Below are 16,226 nucleotides of genomic sequence, written 5' to 3'. Positions count from 1 at the left end.
GTCGCGCCAGTGGAGGTTCCATGCGCATCCTGATGCTACAGGCGGCGATCGCCGCTCTCCTGCTGGCGACGCTGGACGTCGCGGCCGCGCCGGTACAGGCGCCGTCCGCGCCATCGGCCACGACGAACACCGCATCGTCCGGCACGTTCACCCGCGAAGAACTCGACCAGATGATGGCGCCCATCGCGCTGTATCCGGACGCGCTGCTCGCGCAGGTGCTGATGGCGTCCACGTATCCGGGCGATGTCAGCGACGCGGTCGCGTGGTCCAAGGCGCACAAGGACGCCAAGGGAGAGGACGCGGTGAAGCAGGTCGCGAACGAATCGTGGGATCCGAGCGTGCAGTCGCTGGTGGCGTTCCCGCAGTTGCTCGCGGTGCTCGGCCAGGATCCCAAGTGGGTGCAGCGCATGGGCGACGCGTTCCTCGCACAGCCCGACGCGGTGATGGAATCGGTGCAGCGCCTGCGCCGCCAGGCCGATGCCGCCGGCAACCTCAAGTCCAACGAGCAGCAGAAAGTCACCAAGCAGGCCGCCGCGCCCGCAACTGGCACGACGACGACGGTTCCCGCCGGCACGCAGACGATCGTGATCGAGTCGTCCGAACCCGACGTCGTCTACGTGCCCAGCTACAACCCGAGCGTGGTCTACGGCACGTGGATGTATCCGTCGTATCCGCCCTACTACTACCCGCCGCCGGCGTACTACTACCCGGGCGGCGCGCTTTTCAGCTTCGGCATCGGCGTGGCCGTCGGCGGTGCGTTGTGGGGCGACCTCGACTGGGGCCACAGCGATATCGACATCGACGTGGACCGCTATAACGAGTTCAACCGCAACACCAACCGCAATACCGAACGCAACGTCAACCGCGACCAGATCAGCCGCGACGGCAAGTGGCAGCACAACGCGGCCAACCGCGACGGCGTGCCCTATCGCGACAGCAAGAGTCGCGAGCAGTACGGACGCCAGCTCGACGGCGCCGGTCAGCGCGATGCGGCGCGTGGACGCGATCCGTCGCGTGACGCCGCACGCACCGCCGATCGCGACCGCGCGCGCCAGACGATGGAACAGCGCGGCTTCGAAGCGCCGGCGGCGAGCAATCGCGAAGCGCAGCAGCGCGCCGGGCAGGCGTCGCGCGATTTCGACCGCTCCGGTGGCGCCGCAGGCGCCAATCGCGGCGACTTCCAGCGCAGCGGCCAGGGCAACGCGCAGGCGCGCCAGGGTGCGCGCGACAGCGCCGGCATGAACCGCCCCGGCAACAGCAGCGCCTTCCAGGGCGCAAGCAATCCGGCGATGTCGCGCGGCGATGCCGGCCGCGGGCAGCGCAGCATGCAGCAGTCGCAGCGTCCGGCCGCTTCGCGCGGCGGTGGACACCAGATGAGCCGTCCCTCGCGGCCGCCGATGCGCGGCGGTGGCGGGCGTCGTCGTTGAGCAGGAGAACCCCATGAGCGCAACCGTCCGCTGGCTCCCGCTCGCCTTCGCGCTGCTGCTGGCGTTGCCTGCACACGCGCAACAATCCTTCGCCACGCCCGACGCGGCCGCCGACGCGCTCGTCTCCGCGCTCGGCACGAAGACCGCCGACGAGGCCAAACTCACCGCGCTCCTCGGCCCGAGCTGGGAGCAGGTGGTCCCGCGCGGCAGCGTCGATCGCGACGACGTCGATGCGTTCCTCGCGCGCTATCGCGAGAAGCATTCGTTCGTGCAGAAGGATGCGACGCACCAGATGCTCGCCGTCGGCAAGGACGCCTGGACGCTGCCGGTTCCGCTGGTGAAAGGCAGCGGCGGCTGGGCCTTCGACGTGAAGGCCGGCGAGGCGGAAATCCGCGCACGCCGAATCGGCCGCAACGAACGCGAGGCCGAACAGGCCGTGCTCGCCTACCACGACGCGCAGATCGACTACGCCGCCGAGGATCGCAACGGCAACGGCGTGCTCGAATACGCGCAGAAGTTCGTCAGCACCGACGGCCAGCACGACGGTCTGTACTGGGCCGACGACGGCGGCGAGGAGAGCCCGCTCGGTCCGCTGTTCGGCGACGACACGCCCAACGGCGAATGGCACGGCTACCGCTATCGCATCCTCACCGCGCAGGGTCCGTCGGCGCCGGGCGGTGCGTACGACTACAAGCTCGGCGACGCGATGAGCCGCGGCTTCGCGCTCGTCGCCTGGCCGGCGCGCTACGGCGACAGCGGCGTGATGAGCTTCATGGTCAGCCACGAAGGCGAGGTCTTCGAGAAGGATCTCGGCCCGGACGGCGACCAGCTTGCGCGCGCGATGACGAAATTCGATCCGGACAGCAGCTGGGTCGAAGTGAAGGCCGCGCAGACCGCAGCCACTTCGAAGTGACCGACAGGGAACTCGCGATGAAGATGCCCGCCCTCGCCTTCGCGCTCGCCGTGGGGTTGATCCCTCTGTCGCCCGCACGTGCGCAACAGGCCGCGGCGGTGGATCCGAAGGCGATCAAGGCGCTCTCGCAGATCGGCGAGAAGCTGCGCAGCCTGCGCGTATACACGGTGGACGCCACGGTGAAGACGCGTGCGCCGCTGGCGTCGGGCGAGTACCGCGATTTCGACGGCACCGCGAAGTACCAGGTGCGCGCGCCGGACCACCTTCACGCATCGACGCGCGGCGTGGGGCTCGATCGCGACGTCGTCTACGACGGCCGCACCATCACCGTGTTCTCGCCGACGCAGAAGCAGTACGCCCGCATCGAGGCGCCCGGCACGCTGTCGACGCTCGTGTCCACGGTCGAATCGCGCGTCGGCTTCCGCATGGCGCTGGCGCAGCTGTTCACCTGGGACGACCAGACGCGTTTGCTCGAAAACGCCGAACGCGCGAGTTTCTCCGGCGAAGCGCTGGTGGGCGGACGCAAGTGCGCGCACTACTCGTACAAGAAGGCCGGCATCGCGTGGGAAGTCTTCGCCGATTCAAAACACCTGCCGTGCAAGCTCGCGTTCGTCGATACGCGCGATGCGGGGCTGCCCGGGTATACCGCCGAACTGACTTGGGTCGAAAACGTCAAGCTGCCCGACTCCACCTTCGTCTTCACCCCGCCTGCCGGCGCGAGCGAGGTCGGCTGGGACAAGTTCCGCGCGCAGGGGCAGTAGCGCGAGGCGCGAGCTTCTTGAGGCGTCATCCGCCTTTGGGGACGTCATCTCACCTGAAGACGTCAGCCTGCCTACGAAGACGTCATGCTCCCTTCAAGCCGTTACCCCCCGCTTTAAGCCGTCATCCCCGCTTTAAGCCGTCATCCCCGCGAAGGCGGGGATCCATCGGCCAGCCGCATCATGCTCGACGGAAAGCGTGACCTAGTCAAACGTGGATTCCCGCCTGCGCGGGAATGACAGCAAAAAGCGCCCTCACCCGCCCCTTCAAGCCGTCATCCCCGCGAAGGCGGGGATCCATCTGCCAGACGCATCACGCTCGACGGAAAGCGTGACCTAGTCAAACGTGGATTCCCGCCTTCGCGGGAATGACAGCAAAAAGCGCCGTCTTCCGCCCCTTAAAGGCGTCATCCCCGCGAAGGCGGGGATCCATCTGCCAGACGCATCACGCTCAAGGGTAGACGTGCCGCACGCGCGAGCACCCCACGCCACGTGCACGAAGGATTTACCCCGCTCCGCCGACCATCGACGCAACCCGTGACGACTCGAAGGGAGCAGTTCGATGGCCGGATCCGGCCGCATGGTCGTGGTCGCTGCGCTGATGGGCAATGCGGCGGTGGCGGCGACGAAGTTCGTCGCGGCCGCCTTCACCGGCTCGTCGGCGATGCTCAGCGAGGGCGTGCACTCGCTGGTCGACACCGCCAACCAGGTGCTGATGCTCTACGGCATCCGGCGCGCCGCGCGACCGCCGGATCCAGCGCATCCCTTCGGCTACGGGCGCGAACTGTACTTCTGGGCCTTCATCGTCGCGCTGATGGTGTTCGCGCTCGGTGCGGGCATCTCGTTCTATGAAGGCCTGGCGCACCTGCGTCATCCGCGCGAGATGGCCAATCCGCTGGTGAACTACCTGGTACTCGGCGCGTCGCTGATGTTCGAGGGCGTGACGTGGTTCATCGCGCTGCGCTCGTTCCGTGCAGCCAAGGGCAAGCGCGGCTGGATCCGGGCGTTTCGCGACAGCAAGGACGCCAGCACGTTCACCGTGCTGTTCGAGGACACCGCAGCGATGGCGGGCCTGCTGATCGCGCTGGCGGGCATCGTGGCGACGCAGGTCACCGGCGATCCGCGCTACGACGGCTACGCCTCGCTGGGCATCGGCGTGGTGCTGGCGATCACGGCGATCCTGCTCGCGCGCGAAACCAAGGGCCTGCTGCTGGGCGAACTCGCGCAGCGGCAGGTCGTGCAGGACATCCTGCGCATCGCCGGCGACGACCCGGACGTGCGCTGCGCCAACGGCGTGCTCACGCAGCAACTGGGGCCGGAGAGCATCATCGCCGCGCTCAGCGCCGACTTCCACGACGCGCTGACCACGCCACAGATCGAAGCCTGCGTGATGCGCATCGAGCGCGCCGTGCAGGACGAGCATCCCGACGTCACGGCGTTGTTCGTCAAGCCGCAGACCGCCGAGACCTGGGCGAAACGTCGCCTGCGCTGGGACCCGGACCGCGTGACGCCGGACGGGATCGACGCCGGCTAGCGTCCGTACAAACCGTTACAAATCCCCCGAACCGCGAACACAAGCGGGATACGGGCGTCCGCGAATCTGTGCTCCGTCGGCGAATCGTCGCCGCCCACCCACACCGGAACCCGGACATGGACACGCTCGCCCCCGACCGCATCGACCCGTTTCGCCGCAGCTTCCTCGGCATCGCCGCCGCCGGCCTGGCCGCCGCATCGTTCGGATTCGCCCCGCGTGCGCAGGCCGCCACGCCGCGCGCGTCCGGCGCGAAGACGCCCGCTCGCGGCGCGCACGTCGCGTTCGGCCCGGTGAAGCAGATCCGCGCCGGCGTGCTCGACATCGGCTATGTCGATGCCGGCCCCGCCGACGGCGCGCCCGTATTGCTGCTGCACGGCTGGCCGTACGACATCCACAGCTATGCCGACGTCGTGCCGTTGCTCGCCTCGGCGGGCTATCGCGTGATCGTCCCGCACCTGCGCGGTTACGGCACCACGCGATTCCTCTCCGCCGACACGCCGCGCAATGGCCAGCCGGCCGCGCTGGCCGACGATGTCATCCAGCTGATGGATGCGCTGAAGATCCCGCGCGCCGTGGTCGCCGGTTACGACTGGGGCGGCCGCTCGGCCGACATCGTCGCCGCGCTGCATCCCGAACGCGTCAAGGCGCTGGTCGCGGTGAGCGGATACCTCATCGGCAGCCAGCAGGCCGCGCAGGCGCCGCTCGCGCCGGAAGCCGAGCTGCAGTGGTGGTACCAGTTTTACTTCGCCACCGAGCGCGGCCGCGCCGGCTACGAGCGCAACCGGCATGATTTCGCGAAGCTGATCTGGAAACTCGCCTCGCCGAAGTGGGCCTTCGACGACGCCACTTTCGACCGCAGCGCCGCGGCGCTGCAGAACGAGGACCACGTCGACATCGTCATCCACAACTACCGCTGGCGCCTGGGCCTCGCGCAGGGCGAGTCGAGGTACGACGCGATCGAGCGCAGGCTCGCGACCTTCCCGTCCATTTCGGTGCCGACGATCACGATCGAAGGCGATGCCAACGGCGCGCCGCATCCGTCGCCGGAGAGCTACGCGAAGCGGTTCACCGGCAAGTACGAGCACCGCCTACTCACCGGCGGCATCGGCCACAACCCGCCGCAGGAAGCGCCGGCCGCGTTCGCGCAGGCGGTGATGGATGCGGATCGGATGTGAGGCAAAGGACGCCGTGACGCAGGTACTTCCGCTGCAATGAAATAGCCCCTCTCCCGCTTGCGGGAGAGGGGTTGGGGTGAGGGCCGCTGGAGCGACGCAGTGCGGCCCCTGCCCTCATCCGCCTGCCGGCACCTTCTCCCGCACGCGGGAGAAGGGCTCCATCTGATGGTCTCTCGCCGTTGAGCGAAATCTGGATCACACCATCGGCGGATCCGTCTCGCGCACCCAGTGGCGATGCTGCGCGATGGCCTCGATGAACGACGCGATGGCCTGCTCGTCGTCCTCCTCGCCCGCGATCACGCCCGGATCCTCGCTGCCATCGGGCAACATCTTCGACGCGCCAGCGCCTTCCAGCAGCGAGCTGGACGCACCCAGCGCCAGGATCGGCTTGCAGTGGCGGTACTGCTCCTTCACGAACTCCGCGGCGCGACCGTCCACCGCCAGCGCCTTCACCGCGCGTTCGCCGTCGGGCAACACGAGCGCGTCGAACAGCGGTGCCGGTTCGTTCTCCATCGACGCATCGGCCTGCAACGTTTCGCCTTCGGCCGTGACGAACGGACCGATGCGCTGGCCGACCAGGCGCGGCACCGCGCCGGCTTCGAACAGCGCCTGCTGCGCGGCGGCGAGCGATTCGCCGGCCACGCCATCGCACACCAGCAGCGCGATCTTGCGCGAACGGATGCTGCCGTCGCCCGGACGCGCGAGCAGCGACAGCGCCGGCGATTGCCGGACTTCCGGACGCGGCACCCGCTCGATCGCACGCGGCGACGCTTCCACCGGGCCCATGCCCAGGCCTGCGGCGACATACGTGGCCAGCTCGCGCGATACATTCATCAGGTTCGCCACCATGCGTTCGCGGATCGCCGGCACGGTGACCTTGCTCAGCTCGAAGCGGAACGCGCCGATGATGTGCGCCTTTTCCGCTTCGCTCTGGCTGTCGTAGAACAGCGTCGCCTGGTTGTAGTGCTCGGCGAACTTCTCCGGACGCCCGCGCAGTTCGTCGGCGCGAATCGGTTCGGGGAACGACACGAACCCGGCCGAACCGGCCTGGAACGGGCAACCACCGCCGAGGCTGTTGGGCTCGTACGAAACACGCCCGCGATGGATCGCCTGACGATGCATGCCGTCGCGCTGGTTGTTGTGCACCGGCGCGACCGGGGCGTTGATCGGGATCTCGTGGAAATTCGGCCCGCCCAGGCGCGAGATCTGCGTGTCGACATACGAATGGATGCGCCCGGCGAGCAGCGGATCGTTGGTGAAGTCGATGCCCGGCACGACGTGCGCGGTGCAGAACGCCACCTGTTCGGTCTCGGCGAAGAAGTTGTCGGGATTGCGGTTGAGCACGAGGCGGCCGATCGGCTCCACCGGCACCAGTTCCTCCGGCACGATCTTCGTCGCGTCGAGCACGTCGAAGCTGAACTTGTTCGCCTGCTCCTCGGTGAAGACCTGCACACCGAGTTCGTACTCGGGGAATTCACCGGCTTCGATCGCTTCCCACAGATCGCGGCGGTGGTAGTCCGGATCCGCGCCGGAGATCTTCACCGCTTCGTCCCACGCCAGCGAATGCGTGCCCAGCCGCGGCGTCCAGTGGAACTTCACTAGGCGCGACTCGCCGGCCTCGTTGACGAAACGGAACGTGTGCACGCCGAAGCCCTGCATCATGCGGTAGCTGCGCGGGATGGCGCGATCGCTCATCGCCCACAGCAGCATGTGCGTGGATTCGGGCATGAGCGACACGAAATCCCAGAACGTGTCGTGCGCCGACGCGGCCTGCGGCATCGCGTGGTGCGGCTCGGGCTTGAGCGCGTGCACGAGGTCGGGGAACTTCATCGCGTCCTGGATGAAGAACACCGGGATGTTGTTGCCGACCAGGTCCCAGTTGCCTTCATCGGTATAAAACTTCACGGCGAAACCGCGCACGTCGCGCGCGGTGTCCTTCGAGCCGCGTTCGCCGGCCACGGTGGAAAAGCGCACGAACACCGGCGTGATCTTCCCGTCCTCCTGGAATGGTGCCGCGCGCGTGATCCGGCGGAGCGAGCGGTAGCACTCGAAGAAGCCGTGCGCGGCGGAACCGCGCGCGTGCACGATGCGCTCGGGAATGCGCTCGTGGTCGAAGTGGGTGATCTTCTCGCGCAGGATGAAGTCCTTCAGCAGCGCCGGCCCGCGCAGGCCCGCTTTCAGCGAGTCCTGGTTCTGCGCGACCGGCACGCCCTGGTTGGTCGTGAGCACCTGTCCGCCGGAATCCACGCGCACGCGGTCGAGCGGGCCGACGGTCGGGTTCGTGCCGGGCGCGGCCTGCGTGCCGGCCTTGGGCGACGTCTGCGTTTCGGTCAGCGTGCTCGCGCCCGCCAGGGGCGTCGGCGTCGCATGTGCGCCTTCGGGCGGCGCAAGCGCATTGTCGCGGCCGTATTCGGCGGCCTTGGTCGGGTTGTGATCGAAGGCCGCGGCGAGCGCCTGCGTCTCCAGTCCCTGCTGTACGGCGGGATCTTCCGCGCCTTCGCCGGACATGCGCGCCGGCCCGCTGTCGGTGGGAGCGCGACGTGCGGAGCGTGCGGCGGTGCTCTTCTTCGAGGCGGACGTGCGTGCGGGCGCCTTCTTCTTCGGCGCTGGCGTCTTTCGGCTGGCCATGTAACGAACTCCTGTGGATGTGCAGACGTGTGTGCAGGCAGGAAGACGCACGACGCGCCCTGACCTGCATGCAGCTTGGCGTCATGGAAGTCGACATTGCGTAACGCGCGGACCGTCGTCGTTCACGTTGGCGATGACGGTGTCAGGGCGGTCGAGCCTGCTGGCTCGAGCATGGGCTCGCCATTTCTTTCACGTTGTCCCGAACTTTCTTCAGTGCGGATTGCTTGCGTCGTCCGCGCCGCGCGCGTGGACGCGGCGTGGCGCGTCTGCACGCCCTCCGTCACGGGACTGGCATGCCGTTTGCGTGATGCTTCTTGAGAGAGGCACACCGCACAGGGGAAAACACATGCAGGAAGGGGATCTGCCGAAAGGCTGGCGTATATACGCCGAGCCGCCGACGGCCGACGGCCGTTGCCGGCTCCGCCTTATCGCGCCCAACGGAATCAGCAGCACCTGGTGGCTGCGATCGAACATGACGTCGGGACAAGTCGTGTGCGCCCTCGCCCACGACCAGAGCCAGGCCGGCATGCGCCACCGGACGCACGGCGTGATCGACCGCCGCGTGCACGAAATCGACGACCCCGCTTGCTCGCAACGCTGAACGCAGGCTGGTCGGCCTCGGCGCTGTCACGCCGGAGCGACGTCGTGGGAAGCAGATTCATGGCGTCGTCACTTCCGTTACCGCCATGCAGGAACCCGCCGGCACGCTGGATATCCGTCGTTTCGAGAGCAGCGGAAGCGTCCACACGATCGAGCTGGGCGAGGCAAGCCTGGACGATCTGACCGAGGACCAGCTGCTATGGATCGACCTGGAAGGCGGCAGCGAGCCGACCATCACCGATGTGCTCGGCCGCCTCGGGATCGACGATGAGGTCGCGGCGTGGTTCCTCGACCGCAGCGCGATGCCCGAACTGCGGGTGCGCAACGGCTGGTTCTTCGTGCGCGTGGTCGCCGTGCGCAACGATGGCGAGCTCACCTATAACGGGACGGTCCTGGCGATCCTGGCCGGTCGCAATTTCGTGATCACGTCGCACAAGGAGCCGGTGGGCTTCCTGACGAAGCTGCGCGAGCGCGAATCGCACGATTCCGGCCTGGGCATGCTCGGCGCGGACAGCTTCACCGCGTCGCTGCTGGACTGGCACGTCAATTCCTATTTCGAGGCGGTGGCCGATTTCGAAAGCGCCGACGAGCGCCTGGAGACGGACATCCTCGACGATCGCCATGGCGAATGCCTGCACAGCCTGCGCGGCCTGCGCAAGGCGGCGTCGAGATTGCGACGGATGCTGTCGGCGCATCGCGGCGTGTTCGCCGCGATCGCGCGGCCGGACTTCCGGCCCGGCACCGACGGCGAAGTGAACCGGCACTTCCAGACCGTGGACATGCACTTCCAGCGCGCCATGGAAGCGGTGGAGAACGCACGCGAGGTGGTGATCGGCTCGTTCGAACTCTTCAGCAACCAGACGGCGCTGCGCACGAACGCGATCATGCGCGTGCTGACCATCCTGACGGCCTTGATGGGCGGATTGGCGGTGATCGCGGGTGTGCTGGGGATGAACTTCGAAGCGCCCTTCTTCAAGACCGGCCTGATCGGGTTCGTCGTCGCCGTGGCGCTGATGACCGGCATGGCCCTGGCGGGATTCGCATTCGCGTGGTGGCGAAAGTGGCTGTGAGTGCATGAAGAAGCGGGAACGGCATGGCACCGTTCCCGCTCGCGAGTGACGGCCGTTATCGCCGACCGTTATTGCGCAGCGCCGCCGAGCTTGCCCTGCAGTGCCCGACCGCGCTCAAGATGCATCGCGACGTGTTCGCGCGAGGTGGTGAGGAACGCGCGGACGTTGTCGTCGGTGGCGGCCGGCAGCAGGCGCGTGTCGATGAGCGTCAGCGCGTCCTGATGGCCCTTCACCATCGCATCGACATAGGCCTTCTCGTACTCCTTGCCGGACTTCTGATCGAGCGTCGACAGATCCGAGCGGCCCTTCTCCTCCAGCGCAGTCACTTCCGGGCTGCTCTCGTTCGGATTGAACTTCTTGCCGGCTTCGAGGTTCTTCGCATGCTCGCGATGCAGCATGTCGGCGTATTGGGCCACCTCGCCTGTCACCTTCTTGCTCTTCGCCTGTTCGGCGGCGGCGACTTCATGCTTGTCGACGGCGCCGACCAGGCCCACTGCGTCGGCCTGCGTCAGTGTGCCCGCAGCCGGGACGCCAGCAGCGGGGGCGGCCGGATCGTTGGCCACCGCGCTGGTGGCGTCGCCCGTGGTGCCGGTGGTGTCGGCGGGCTTCTCGGTAGGATCGGGTGCGTTCGCCTGCGGGCCCGAAAGCGCGGTCGAATCCGGATTGGCGTCGTTCTCGTCGCGCTTGCAGCCGGCCAGCGCCAGCATGGCGATCGAGATCGCGATAGAGAGCTTCAATGCATGGTTCATGTCGATTTCCTGTCGGTGGTTGCTACAAGGCGGTAGCGAGGCGATCAATGCAGGCGGAGCGAGCCGTCGATGCGCGGGAACAGGCTGGCGCGTTCCCACGCGGCGCGCACGTCGGGCTCGACCTCTTCCCACGACAGTCCCGTGGCCTGCTCGTACGATTTCCACAGCACCGACGCGGCACGTTCGGCCGTCGTCCAGTCGGCGCCGTAGATTTCGCGCGCACCTTCGCCAATGACGGCGACCAGCTGCTCGTAGCTGACCATTCGAGTGACGGCCATGGCTGTCCTCCCGCGACGCCTCGCAACGCAACGCGTGGCCCGCGCTGCTTGTATCCATGTCACCGCAAGTGTCATGCCATGGCGGCAAGCCGCCGTGCCGGCCTCGACGGCGCATCGGCGCGAAAAACCTTCCGGGCGCGCGCAGCAATTCGCCTGTTCACGGCATGCACATAAGCTTCACGTGTGCCAATCGCGACTGAAGAAGACTGAATTCGATGCGCGCGGCACACACGAACGCAGCGCACGTTCCAACGATGCGCTGCACGATTCTTCACGAAATCTGGCTGTGCCGATTCCTATAAGGGACGGACGCTTTCAACGACAGGAATCCGTCCAATGGCACGTACGTCGAACTTCGATCAGGCCCAGGTCCACGAACTGCTGCTGCAGGCACTGGAGACCGAACGTGGCGGCATCCAGGTCTACACCGCGGCGATCAAGGCCGCACAGAACGAGGACCTCAAGAAGGAATTTCAGGAATACCTGGAAGAAACGCGGACGCACGAGGAAATCCTCACGCGCGTGTTCCAGCAGCTGGGCATGGACACCGAAGAGCAAAGCCCGGGCCGCATGGTCGTCGCGCACCAGGGTCAGTCGCTCGTCGCCGCCATCGAGATGGCGATCGAAAACGCCGAGCCTGCCGCCGCCGAGATCGTCGCCGCCGAGTGCGTGGTGCTCGCCGAAACGAAGGACCACTCGAACTGGGAGCTCATCGGCCAGGTCGCGCTGAAGGCGAAGGCCGAATACGCGGACGCGCTGAAGCAGGCCTATCAGGCGGTCGAGAAGGACGAGGACCACCACCTCTACCACACCAAGGGTTGGGCACGTGAGCTGTGGATCCAGTCGCTCGGGTTCCCCGCCGTGCTCCCGCCGCCGGAAGAGGTCAAGCAGGTCGAAACCGCCATCGGTGCCGCGCGTGCCGAGCAGGCGCGCGACGAGATGCTGAAGCGGCATTGAGTCTACCCATCGCGCAACGAAAAACGGCCGGAAAATCCGGCCGTTTTTTCATCTACGCGTAAGCAGGCTCAGGCCCCGAGGCCGTGCTCGCGCGCGTAGGCGTAGAACTCCAGATCGCTTTTCACCCCCAGCTTGCGCATCGCCTCGACCTTCTGGCTGCTGACGGTCTTTACGCTGCGGTTGAGCTGCCGTGCGATCTCCGACACCGTGTGCCCCAGGGCGAACAGACGCATGACTTCGGCCTCGCGCTTGGACAGCGCCGTCGTCGAATCGGGGCTTTCGCCCTGCACCGAATCGATCTGCTTGCGCACCGTCGCACTGAGATAGCTGCGTCCGGCCGTCGCGGCGGTCACCGCCGTCGGCAGTTCCTTCATCGCATCCGATTTGCTCACCACGCCGCGCACGTTGCCCAGGCGCGCAATGTTGTTGAGCACGCCGGGGTTGGCCAGCTGCGTCAGCACCACGATGCCGAGCTCGGGCCAGCGACGGCCGATCAGCTGCAGCAGGCTGAGGCCGTCGGCGGCCTGCTCGCCCGGCATGTTGAAGTCGGTGACCAGCAACTGGCAGGCGGTGCCGTCCAGCACGCGCAGCAGTTCGTCCGGCGAGGTCGCCTCGGCGACGACGCGAAAACCCGGACTCTGCTCCAGCAGCGCACGCACGCCACTGGACACGATCGGGTGGTCATCGGCGAGAACGATATGGAAAACCAAGCGGGTACCTCAGCTTCGATCGCAACGGAGCTTCACTTCCGGCCGCCGCGCGGGCGGTGTCCGGTGGCGGCCGCTGCCGGCCCTCGCATCCGGCCGGAGTATATACCCGCCCGTTCAGGCATCGTGATCCCGCATTTCACCAATCAGGCTAGACTGTTTCCATGCGTCGCATCGCGTTCCGCCTGCTCCTGTGCCTGATGCTCGTCCTGAACGGGACGGGCTACGCCGTGGCGGCCACGCAGATGAACATGACGCATGTGGCGATGGCGGTCGCGGCATACGAAGCCGCCAACAACCCGCCGTGCCACGAGGCCGCGCCGGTCGAAACGGTCGCCACAATGGCCCATTCGCACGACGCGCAGATGGCCGATGCGTCCGATCCGGGCGTTCCTTCGTGCTGCCAGTCCTCGCAGTGCAACTGCGATTGCCTCCAGCACGCCACGGCGGCCATGTCCGTCGTCGCCGTTCCCGCCGATGCGCCAGCGGGTGCCGACATCGCGCAACCGCGCGTCGTGAACCGCATCGCGCCGCCGCTGCCGAACCTGCTCCGACCTCCCATCGCCTGACTCCGGGCGCGCCCTGGCGCGCCGATCCCGACGCGTGCGCGAGCGGTCGCCCTGACCGCCATCGCGCCGCATCCCGATGATCTGCACGGAGCAGTCCATGACATCCGATGTTTTTCGCCGTCGCGCGGCTTCGCCGTCGCGACGACGTTTCGTCACCGGCCTGGCGGCCGGGGGCGTCGCCACGGGCGCGGGCCTGTGGCATCTGCCGGGTACGGCCGTCGCCGCACCGGCGCATTCCCCCAACGTGCTCACCGGCACGCAGTTCGACCTGTCGATCGACGCCTCGCCGGTCAACTTCACCGGCCGCACGCGTCCGGCGGTCACGGTCAACGGCTCGCTGCCGGCGCCGATCCTGCGCTGGCGCGAAGGCGACACCGTCACGTTGCGCGTGGCCAACCGCCTGCCCGTGCAGAGCTCGATCCACTGGCATGGCCTGGTGTTGCCCGCCAACATGGACGGCGTGCCGGGCCTGAGTTTCGACGGCATCGGTCCGGGCGAAACCTTCACCTACCGCTTCGACATCCGCCAGTCGGGCACGTACTGGTACCACAGCCATTCGCTGTTCCAGGAACAGGCCGGCCTCTACGGCGCGATCGTCATCGACCCGCGCGAACCGGCGCCGTACGCGTTCGATCGCGAACACGTCGTGCTGCTGTCGGACTGGACCGACCTGGAACCGGCCGCGCTGTTCCGGCGCATGAAGAAGATGGCCGGCTACGACAACTTCCATAAGCGCACCGTCGGCGATTTCTTCGACGACGTCTCGCGCGACGGGCTGTCGGCCACGCTGCGTGACCGCGGCCAGTGGGGGCGCATGCGCATGACGCCCACCGACCTGTCCGACATCAACGCCAACACCTACACCTACCTGCTCAACGGCACCGCGCCGTCGGGCAACTGGACCGGCCTGTTCCGCAGTGGCGAAAAGGTGCTGCTGCGCTTCATCAACGGCTCGGCGATGACCTATTTCGACGTGCGCATTCCCGGCCTGAAGATGACCGTCGTCGCCGCGGACGGCCAGTACATCCATCCAGTGACGGTCGACGAGTTCCGCATGGCGGTGGCCGAAACCTTCGACGTGATCGTCGAACCGTCCGGGCAGGACGCGTACGCGATCTTCGCCCAGGACATGGGCCGCACCGGTTTCGCGCGCGGCACGCTTGCGGTGCGCCACGGGCTGGAAGCGCCGCTGCCCGCGCAGGACCCGCGCCCGATCCTGACGATGGACGACATGGGCCACGGCGGGATGGGTCACGCCGGCATGGGGCACTCCGGTATGAAGCCCGGCGCCAAAGGCATGGAAGGCGGCTGCGGCGCGAACATGGGCATGAAGGGCATGGAAGGCGGTTGCGGCGCCAACATGGGCCACGACATGGCCGGCATGGACCACGGCGGCATGCAGTCGCATCCGGCAAGCGAGCGCGGCAATCCGCTCATCGACATGCAGACGATGTCGCCGACCCCGAAGCTCGACGACCCCGGCATTGGCCTTCGCGACAACGGCCGCACCGTGCTCACCTACGGCGCGATGCGCAGCCTGTTCGACGATCCGGATGGCCGCGAGCCCTCGCGCACCGTCGAGCTGCACCTGACCGGGCACATGGAGAAGTTCGCCTGGTCGTTCGACGGCCTGAAGTTCATGGACGCCGAACCGCTGCGACTCAACTACGGCGAGCGCATGCGCATCGTGCTGGTCAACGACACGATGATGACGCACCCCATCCACCTGCACGGCATGTGGAGCGACGTCGAGAACGAGGCCGGCGAGTTCCACCTGCGCAAGCACACCGTCGACATGCCGCCGGGCACGAAGCGCAGCTACCGCGTGCGTGCCGACGCGCTCGGCCGCTGGGCGTACCACTGCCACCTGCTTTACCACATGGAAGCCGGGATGATGCGCGAAGTGCGCGTGGAGGAACGCGCATGACCGGCGTCCGTTCCCTGCTCGCCTGCGCGCTGTCGCTGGCGCTCGCTCCCGCGTGGGCGCAGGACCATTCGCAGCACCATGCGCCGCCCTCCGAACCGAAGGCGACGTCCACGCACGATCACGCGTCAATGGACCACTCGGCGCATCATCAAGGCGCGGTGGATCACGCCGCGATGGGCCACGGCACGCCCTCGCAGGCTGCGCCCGTCGAGCCGATACCGACGCTGACCGACGCCGACCGCGCCGCGGCGTTCCCCGACCTCGCACACGGCATGCACCACGCGCCGGAGCGCAACAGCTTCGTGATGTTCGATCGGCTGGAAGCGGTCGATCTGGACCACGGCCGCGGCGAAGCGTGGGAAGCACATGCGTGGTTTGGTTCCGACCTCAACCGCCTGTGGCTTCGCAGCGAAGGCGAACGCGAACGCGGCCACACCGAAGCGGCCGACCTCGAAGTGCTCTACGGCCGCAGCGTCACGCCGTGGTGGGACGTCGTCGCCGGCCTCAAGCACGACTTCAAGCCCGGCCGCTCGCGCGACTGGGCCGCGTTCGGCGTGCAGGGACTGGCGCCGTACAAGTTCGAAGTGAGCGCAACGGCCTACATCGGCGAAAGCGGTGCGACGGCAGCGACGATCGAGGCCGAATACGAGGTGCTGCTGACCAACCGGCTGATCCTTCAGCCGCGCGTGGAAGTGGAAGCGTTCGGCAAGGACGATCCGGCGCGTGGCATCGGCTCCGGCCTGTCCACAGTGGAAGCCGGATTGCGCCTTCGCTACGAGTTCACGCGACGTTTCGCGCCCTACGTCGGCGTCGCGTGGGAACGCGCGTACGGCGGAACGGCCGATCACCGTCGCGACGATGGCGAAGCGGTCGAGGACATGCACCTCGTCGCCGGCGTGCGGCTCTGGTTCTGACCATGCGCGACACGACGCAC

At 67.5% G+C, this 16,226-nt stretch carries 15 protein-coding genes; 11 read left to right on the top strand and 4 right to left on the bottom strand.

The features are described 5' to 3' along the window. Window positions 1-20: 20 nt before the first annotated feature. The 5 genes from GOY17_RS08385 (at window position 21) to GOY17_RS08365 (ending at window position 5,807) form a co-directional block, all read left to right on the top strand. The gene (locus tag GOY17_RS08385) at window positions 21-1,427 is read left to right on the top strand and encodes a DUF3300 domain-containing protein (RefSeq protein ID WP_157030024.1); all 1,407 of its coding nucleotides are present in this window, start codon (window positions 21-23) and stop codon (window positions 1,425-1,427) included. A gap of 13 nt (window positions 1,428-1,440) precedes the next feature. Next, entirely contained in the window at window positions 1,441-2,340 is a 900-nt protein-coding gene (locus GOY17_RS08380; protein ID WP_157030023.1) for a DUF2950 domain-containing protein, read from the top strand. Between the two features lie 17 nt (window positions 2,341-2,357). Next, complete coding sequence (locus GOY17_RS08375) at window positions 2,358-3,101, top strand: DUF2092 domain-containing protein (RefSeq protein WP_157030022.1); 744 nt, start codon at window positions 2,358-2,360, stop codon at window positions 3,099-3,101. 559 nt (window positions 3,102-3,660) lie between these two features. Continuing rightward, entirely contained in the window at window positions 3,661-4,632 is a 972-nt protein-coding gene (locus GOY17_RS08370) for a cation diffusion facilitator family transporter (protein WP_232338564.1), read from the top strand. Between the two features lie 116 nt (window positions 4,633-4,748). After that, window positions 4,749-5,807: an alpha/beta fold hydrolase gene (locus tag GOY17_RS08365; RefSeq protein ID WP_157030021.1), complete on the top strand. Its 1,059-nt coding sequence runs from the start codon at window positions 4,749-4,751 to the stop codon at window positions 5,805-5,807. Window positions 5,808-6,002: 195 nt separating this feature from the next. On the opposite strand, the gene GOY17_RS08360 is transcribed toward GOY17_RS08365, so the two are convergent. Next, complete coding sequence (locus tag GOY17_RS08360; RefSeq protein WP_157030020.1) at window positions 6,003-8,435, bottom strand: catalase; 2,433 nt, start codon at window positions 8,433-8,435, stop codon at window positions 6,003-6,005. A 346-nt stretch (window positions 8,436-8,781) separates the two neighbouring features. Here GOY17_RS08360 and GOY17_RS08355 point away from each other — a divergent pair, with 346 nt between their 5' ends. Together GOY17_RS08355 and GOY17_RS08350 are read left to right on the top strand one after the other, a co-directional pair. After that, a complete protein-coding gene (locus GOY17_RS08355; RefSeq protein ID WP_157030019.1) occupies window positions 8,782-9,036 on the top strand; it encodes a hypothetical protein in 255 nt (84 codons plus the stop codon). A gap of 85 nt (window positions 9,037-9,121) precedes the next feature. Continuing rightward, the gene (locus GOY17_RS08350; RefSeq protein ID WP_157030018.1) at window positions 9,122-10,105 is read left to right on the top strand and encodes a magnesium transporter CorA family protein; all 984 of its coding nucleotides are present in this window, start codon (window positions 9,122-9,124) and stop codon (window positions 10,103-10,105) included. Window positions 10,106-10,173: 68 nt separating this feature from the next. Here the strand turns inward: GOY17_RS08350 and GOY17_RS18770 are convergent, their stop codons facing one another. Both GOY17_RS18770 and GOY17_RS18765 read right to left on the bottom strand, forming a co-directional pair. Next, window positions 10,174-10,854, bottom strand: a complete 681-nt coding sequence (locus GOY17_RS18770) for a DUF4142 domain-containing protein (protein WP_198173860.1) — start codon at window positions 10,852-10,854, stop codon at window positions 10,174-10,176. A gap of 44 nt (window positions 10,855-10,898) precedes the next feature. Further along, window positions 10,899-11,132: a hypothetical protein gene (locus GOY17_RS18765; protein ID WP_192630533.1), complete on the bottom strand. Its 234-nt coding sequence runs from the start codon at window positions 11,130-11,132 to the stop codon at window positions 10,899-10,901. Window positions 11,133-11,468: 336 nt separating this feature from the next. On the opposite strand from GOY17_RS18765, the gene GOY17_RS08340 reads away from it, so the two are divergent. Continuing rightward, a complete protein-coding gene (locus tag GOY17_RS08340; RefSeq protein ID WP_157030016.1) occupies window positions 11,469-12,089 on the top strand; it encodes a DUF892 family protein in 621 nt (206 codons plus the stop codon). A gap of 68 nt (window positions 12,090-12,157) precedes the next feature. Here GOY17_RS08340 and GOY17_RS08335 read toward each other — a convergent pair whose 3' ends face one another. After that, window positions 12,158-12,799, bottom strand: coding sequence for a response regulator (locus tag GOY17_RS08335; protein ID WP_115840473.1), 642 nt, complete (start codon window positions 12,797-12,799; stop codon window positions 12,158-12,160). A gap of 161 nt (window positions 12,800-12,960) precedes the next feature. Here GOY17_RS08335 and GOY17_RS08330 point away from each other — a divergent pair, with 161 nt between their 5' ends. The 3 genes from GOY17_RS08330 (at window position 12,961) to GOY17_RS08320 (ending at window position 16,206) form a co-directional block, all read left to right on the top strand. Then, window positions 12,961-13,365, top strand: a complete 405-nt coding sequence (locus GOY17_RS08330) for a CopL family metal-binding regulatory protein (RefSeq protein ID WP_157030015.1) — start codon at window positions 12,961-12,963, stop codon at window positions 13,363-13,365. Window positions 13,366-13,462: 97 nt separating this feature from the next. Further along, the gene (locus GOY17_RS08325) at window positions 13,463-15,292 is read left to right on the top strand and encodes a copper resistance system multicopper oxidase (protein WP_157030014.1); all 1,830 of its coding nucleotides are present in this window, start codon (window positions 13,463-13,465) and stop codon (window positions 15,290-15,292) included. Continuing rightward, window positions 15,289-16,206, top strand: coding sequence for a copper resistance protein B (locus tag GOY17_RS08320; RefSeq protein ID WP_157030013.1), 918 nt, complete (start codon window positions 15,289-15,291; stop codon window positions 16,204-16,206). The genes GOY17_RS08325 and GOY17_RS08320 overlap by 4 nt, the downstream gene beginning before the upstream one ends. Window positions 16,207-16,226 lie beyond the last annotated feature (20 nt).

Origin of the sequence: Lysobacter soli (genome assembly GCF_009755585.1) — a bacterium.
GTDB lineage: Bacteria > Pseudomonadota > Gammaproteobacteria > Xanthomonadales > Xanthomonadaceae > Lysobacter_J > Lysobacter_J soli.
The sequence above is the reverse complement of the archived record's forward strand: the minus strand, read 5'-3'. Positions and strand labels throughout refer to the sequence as shown.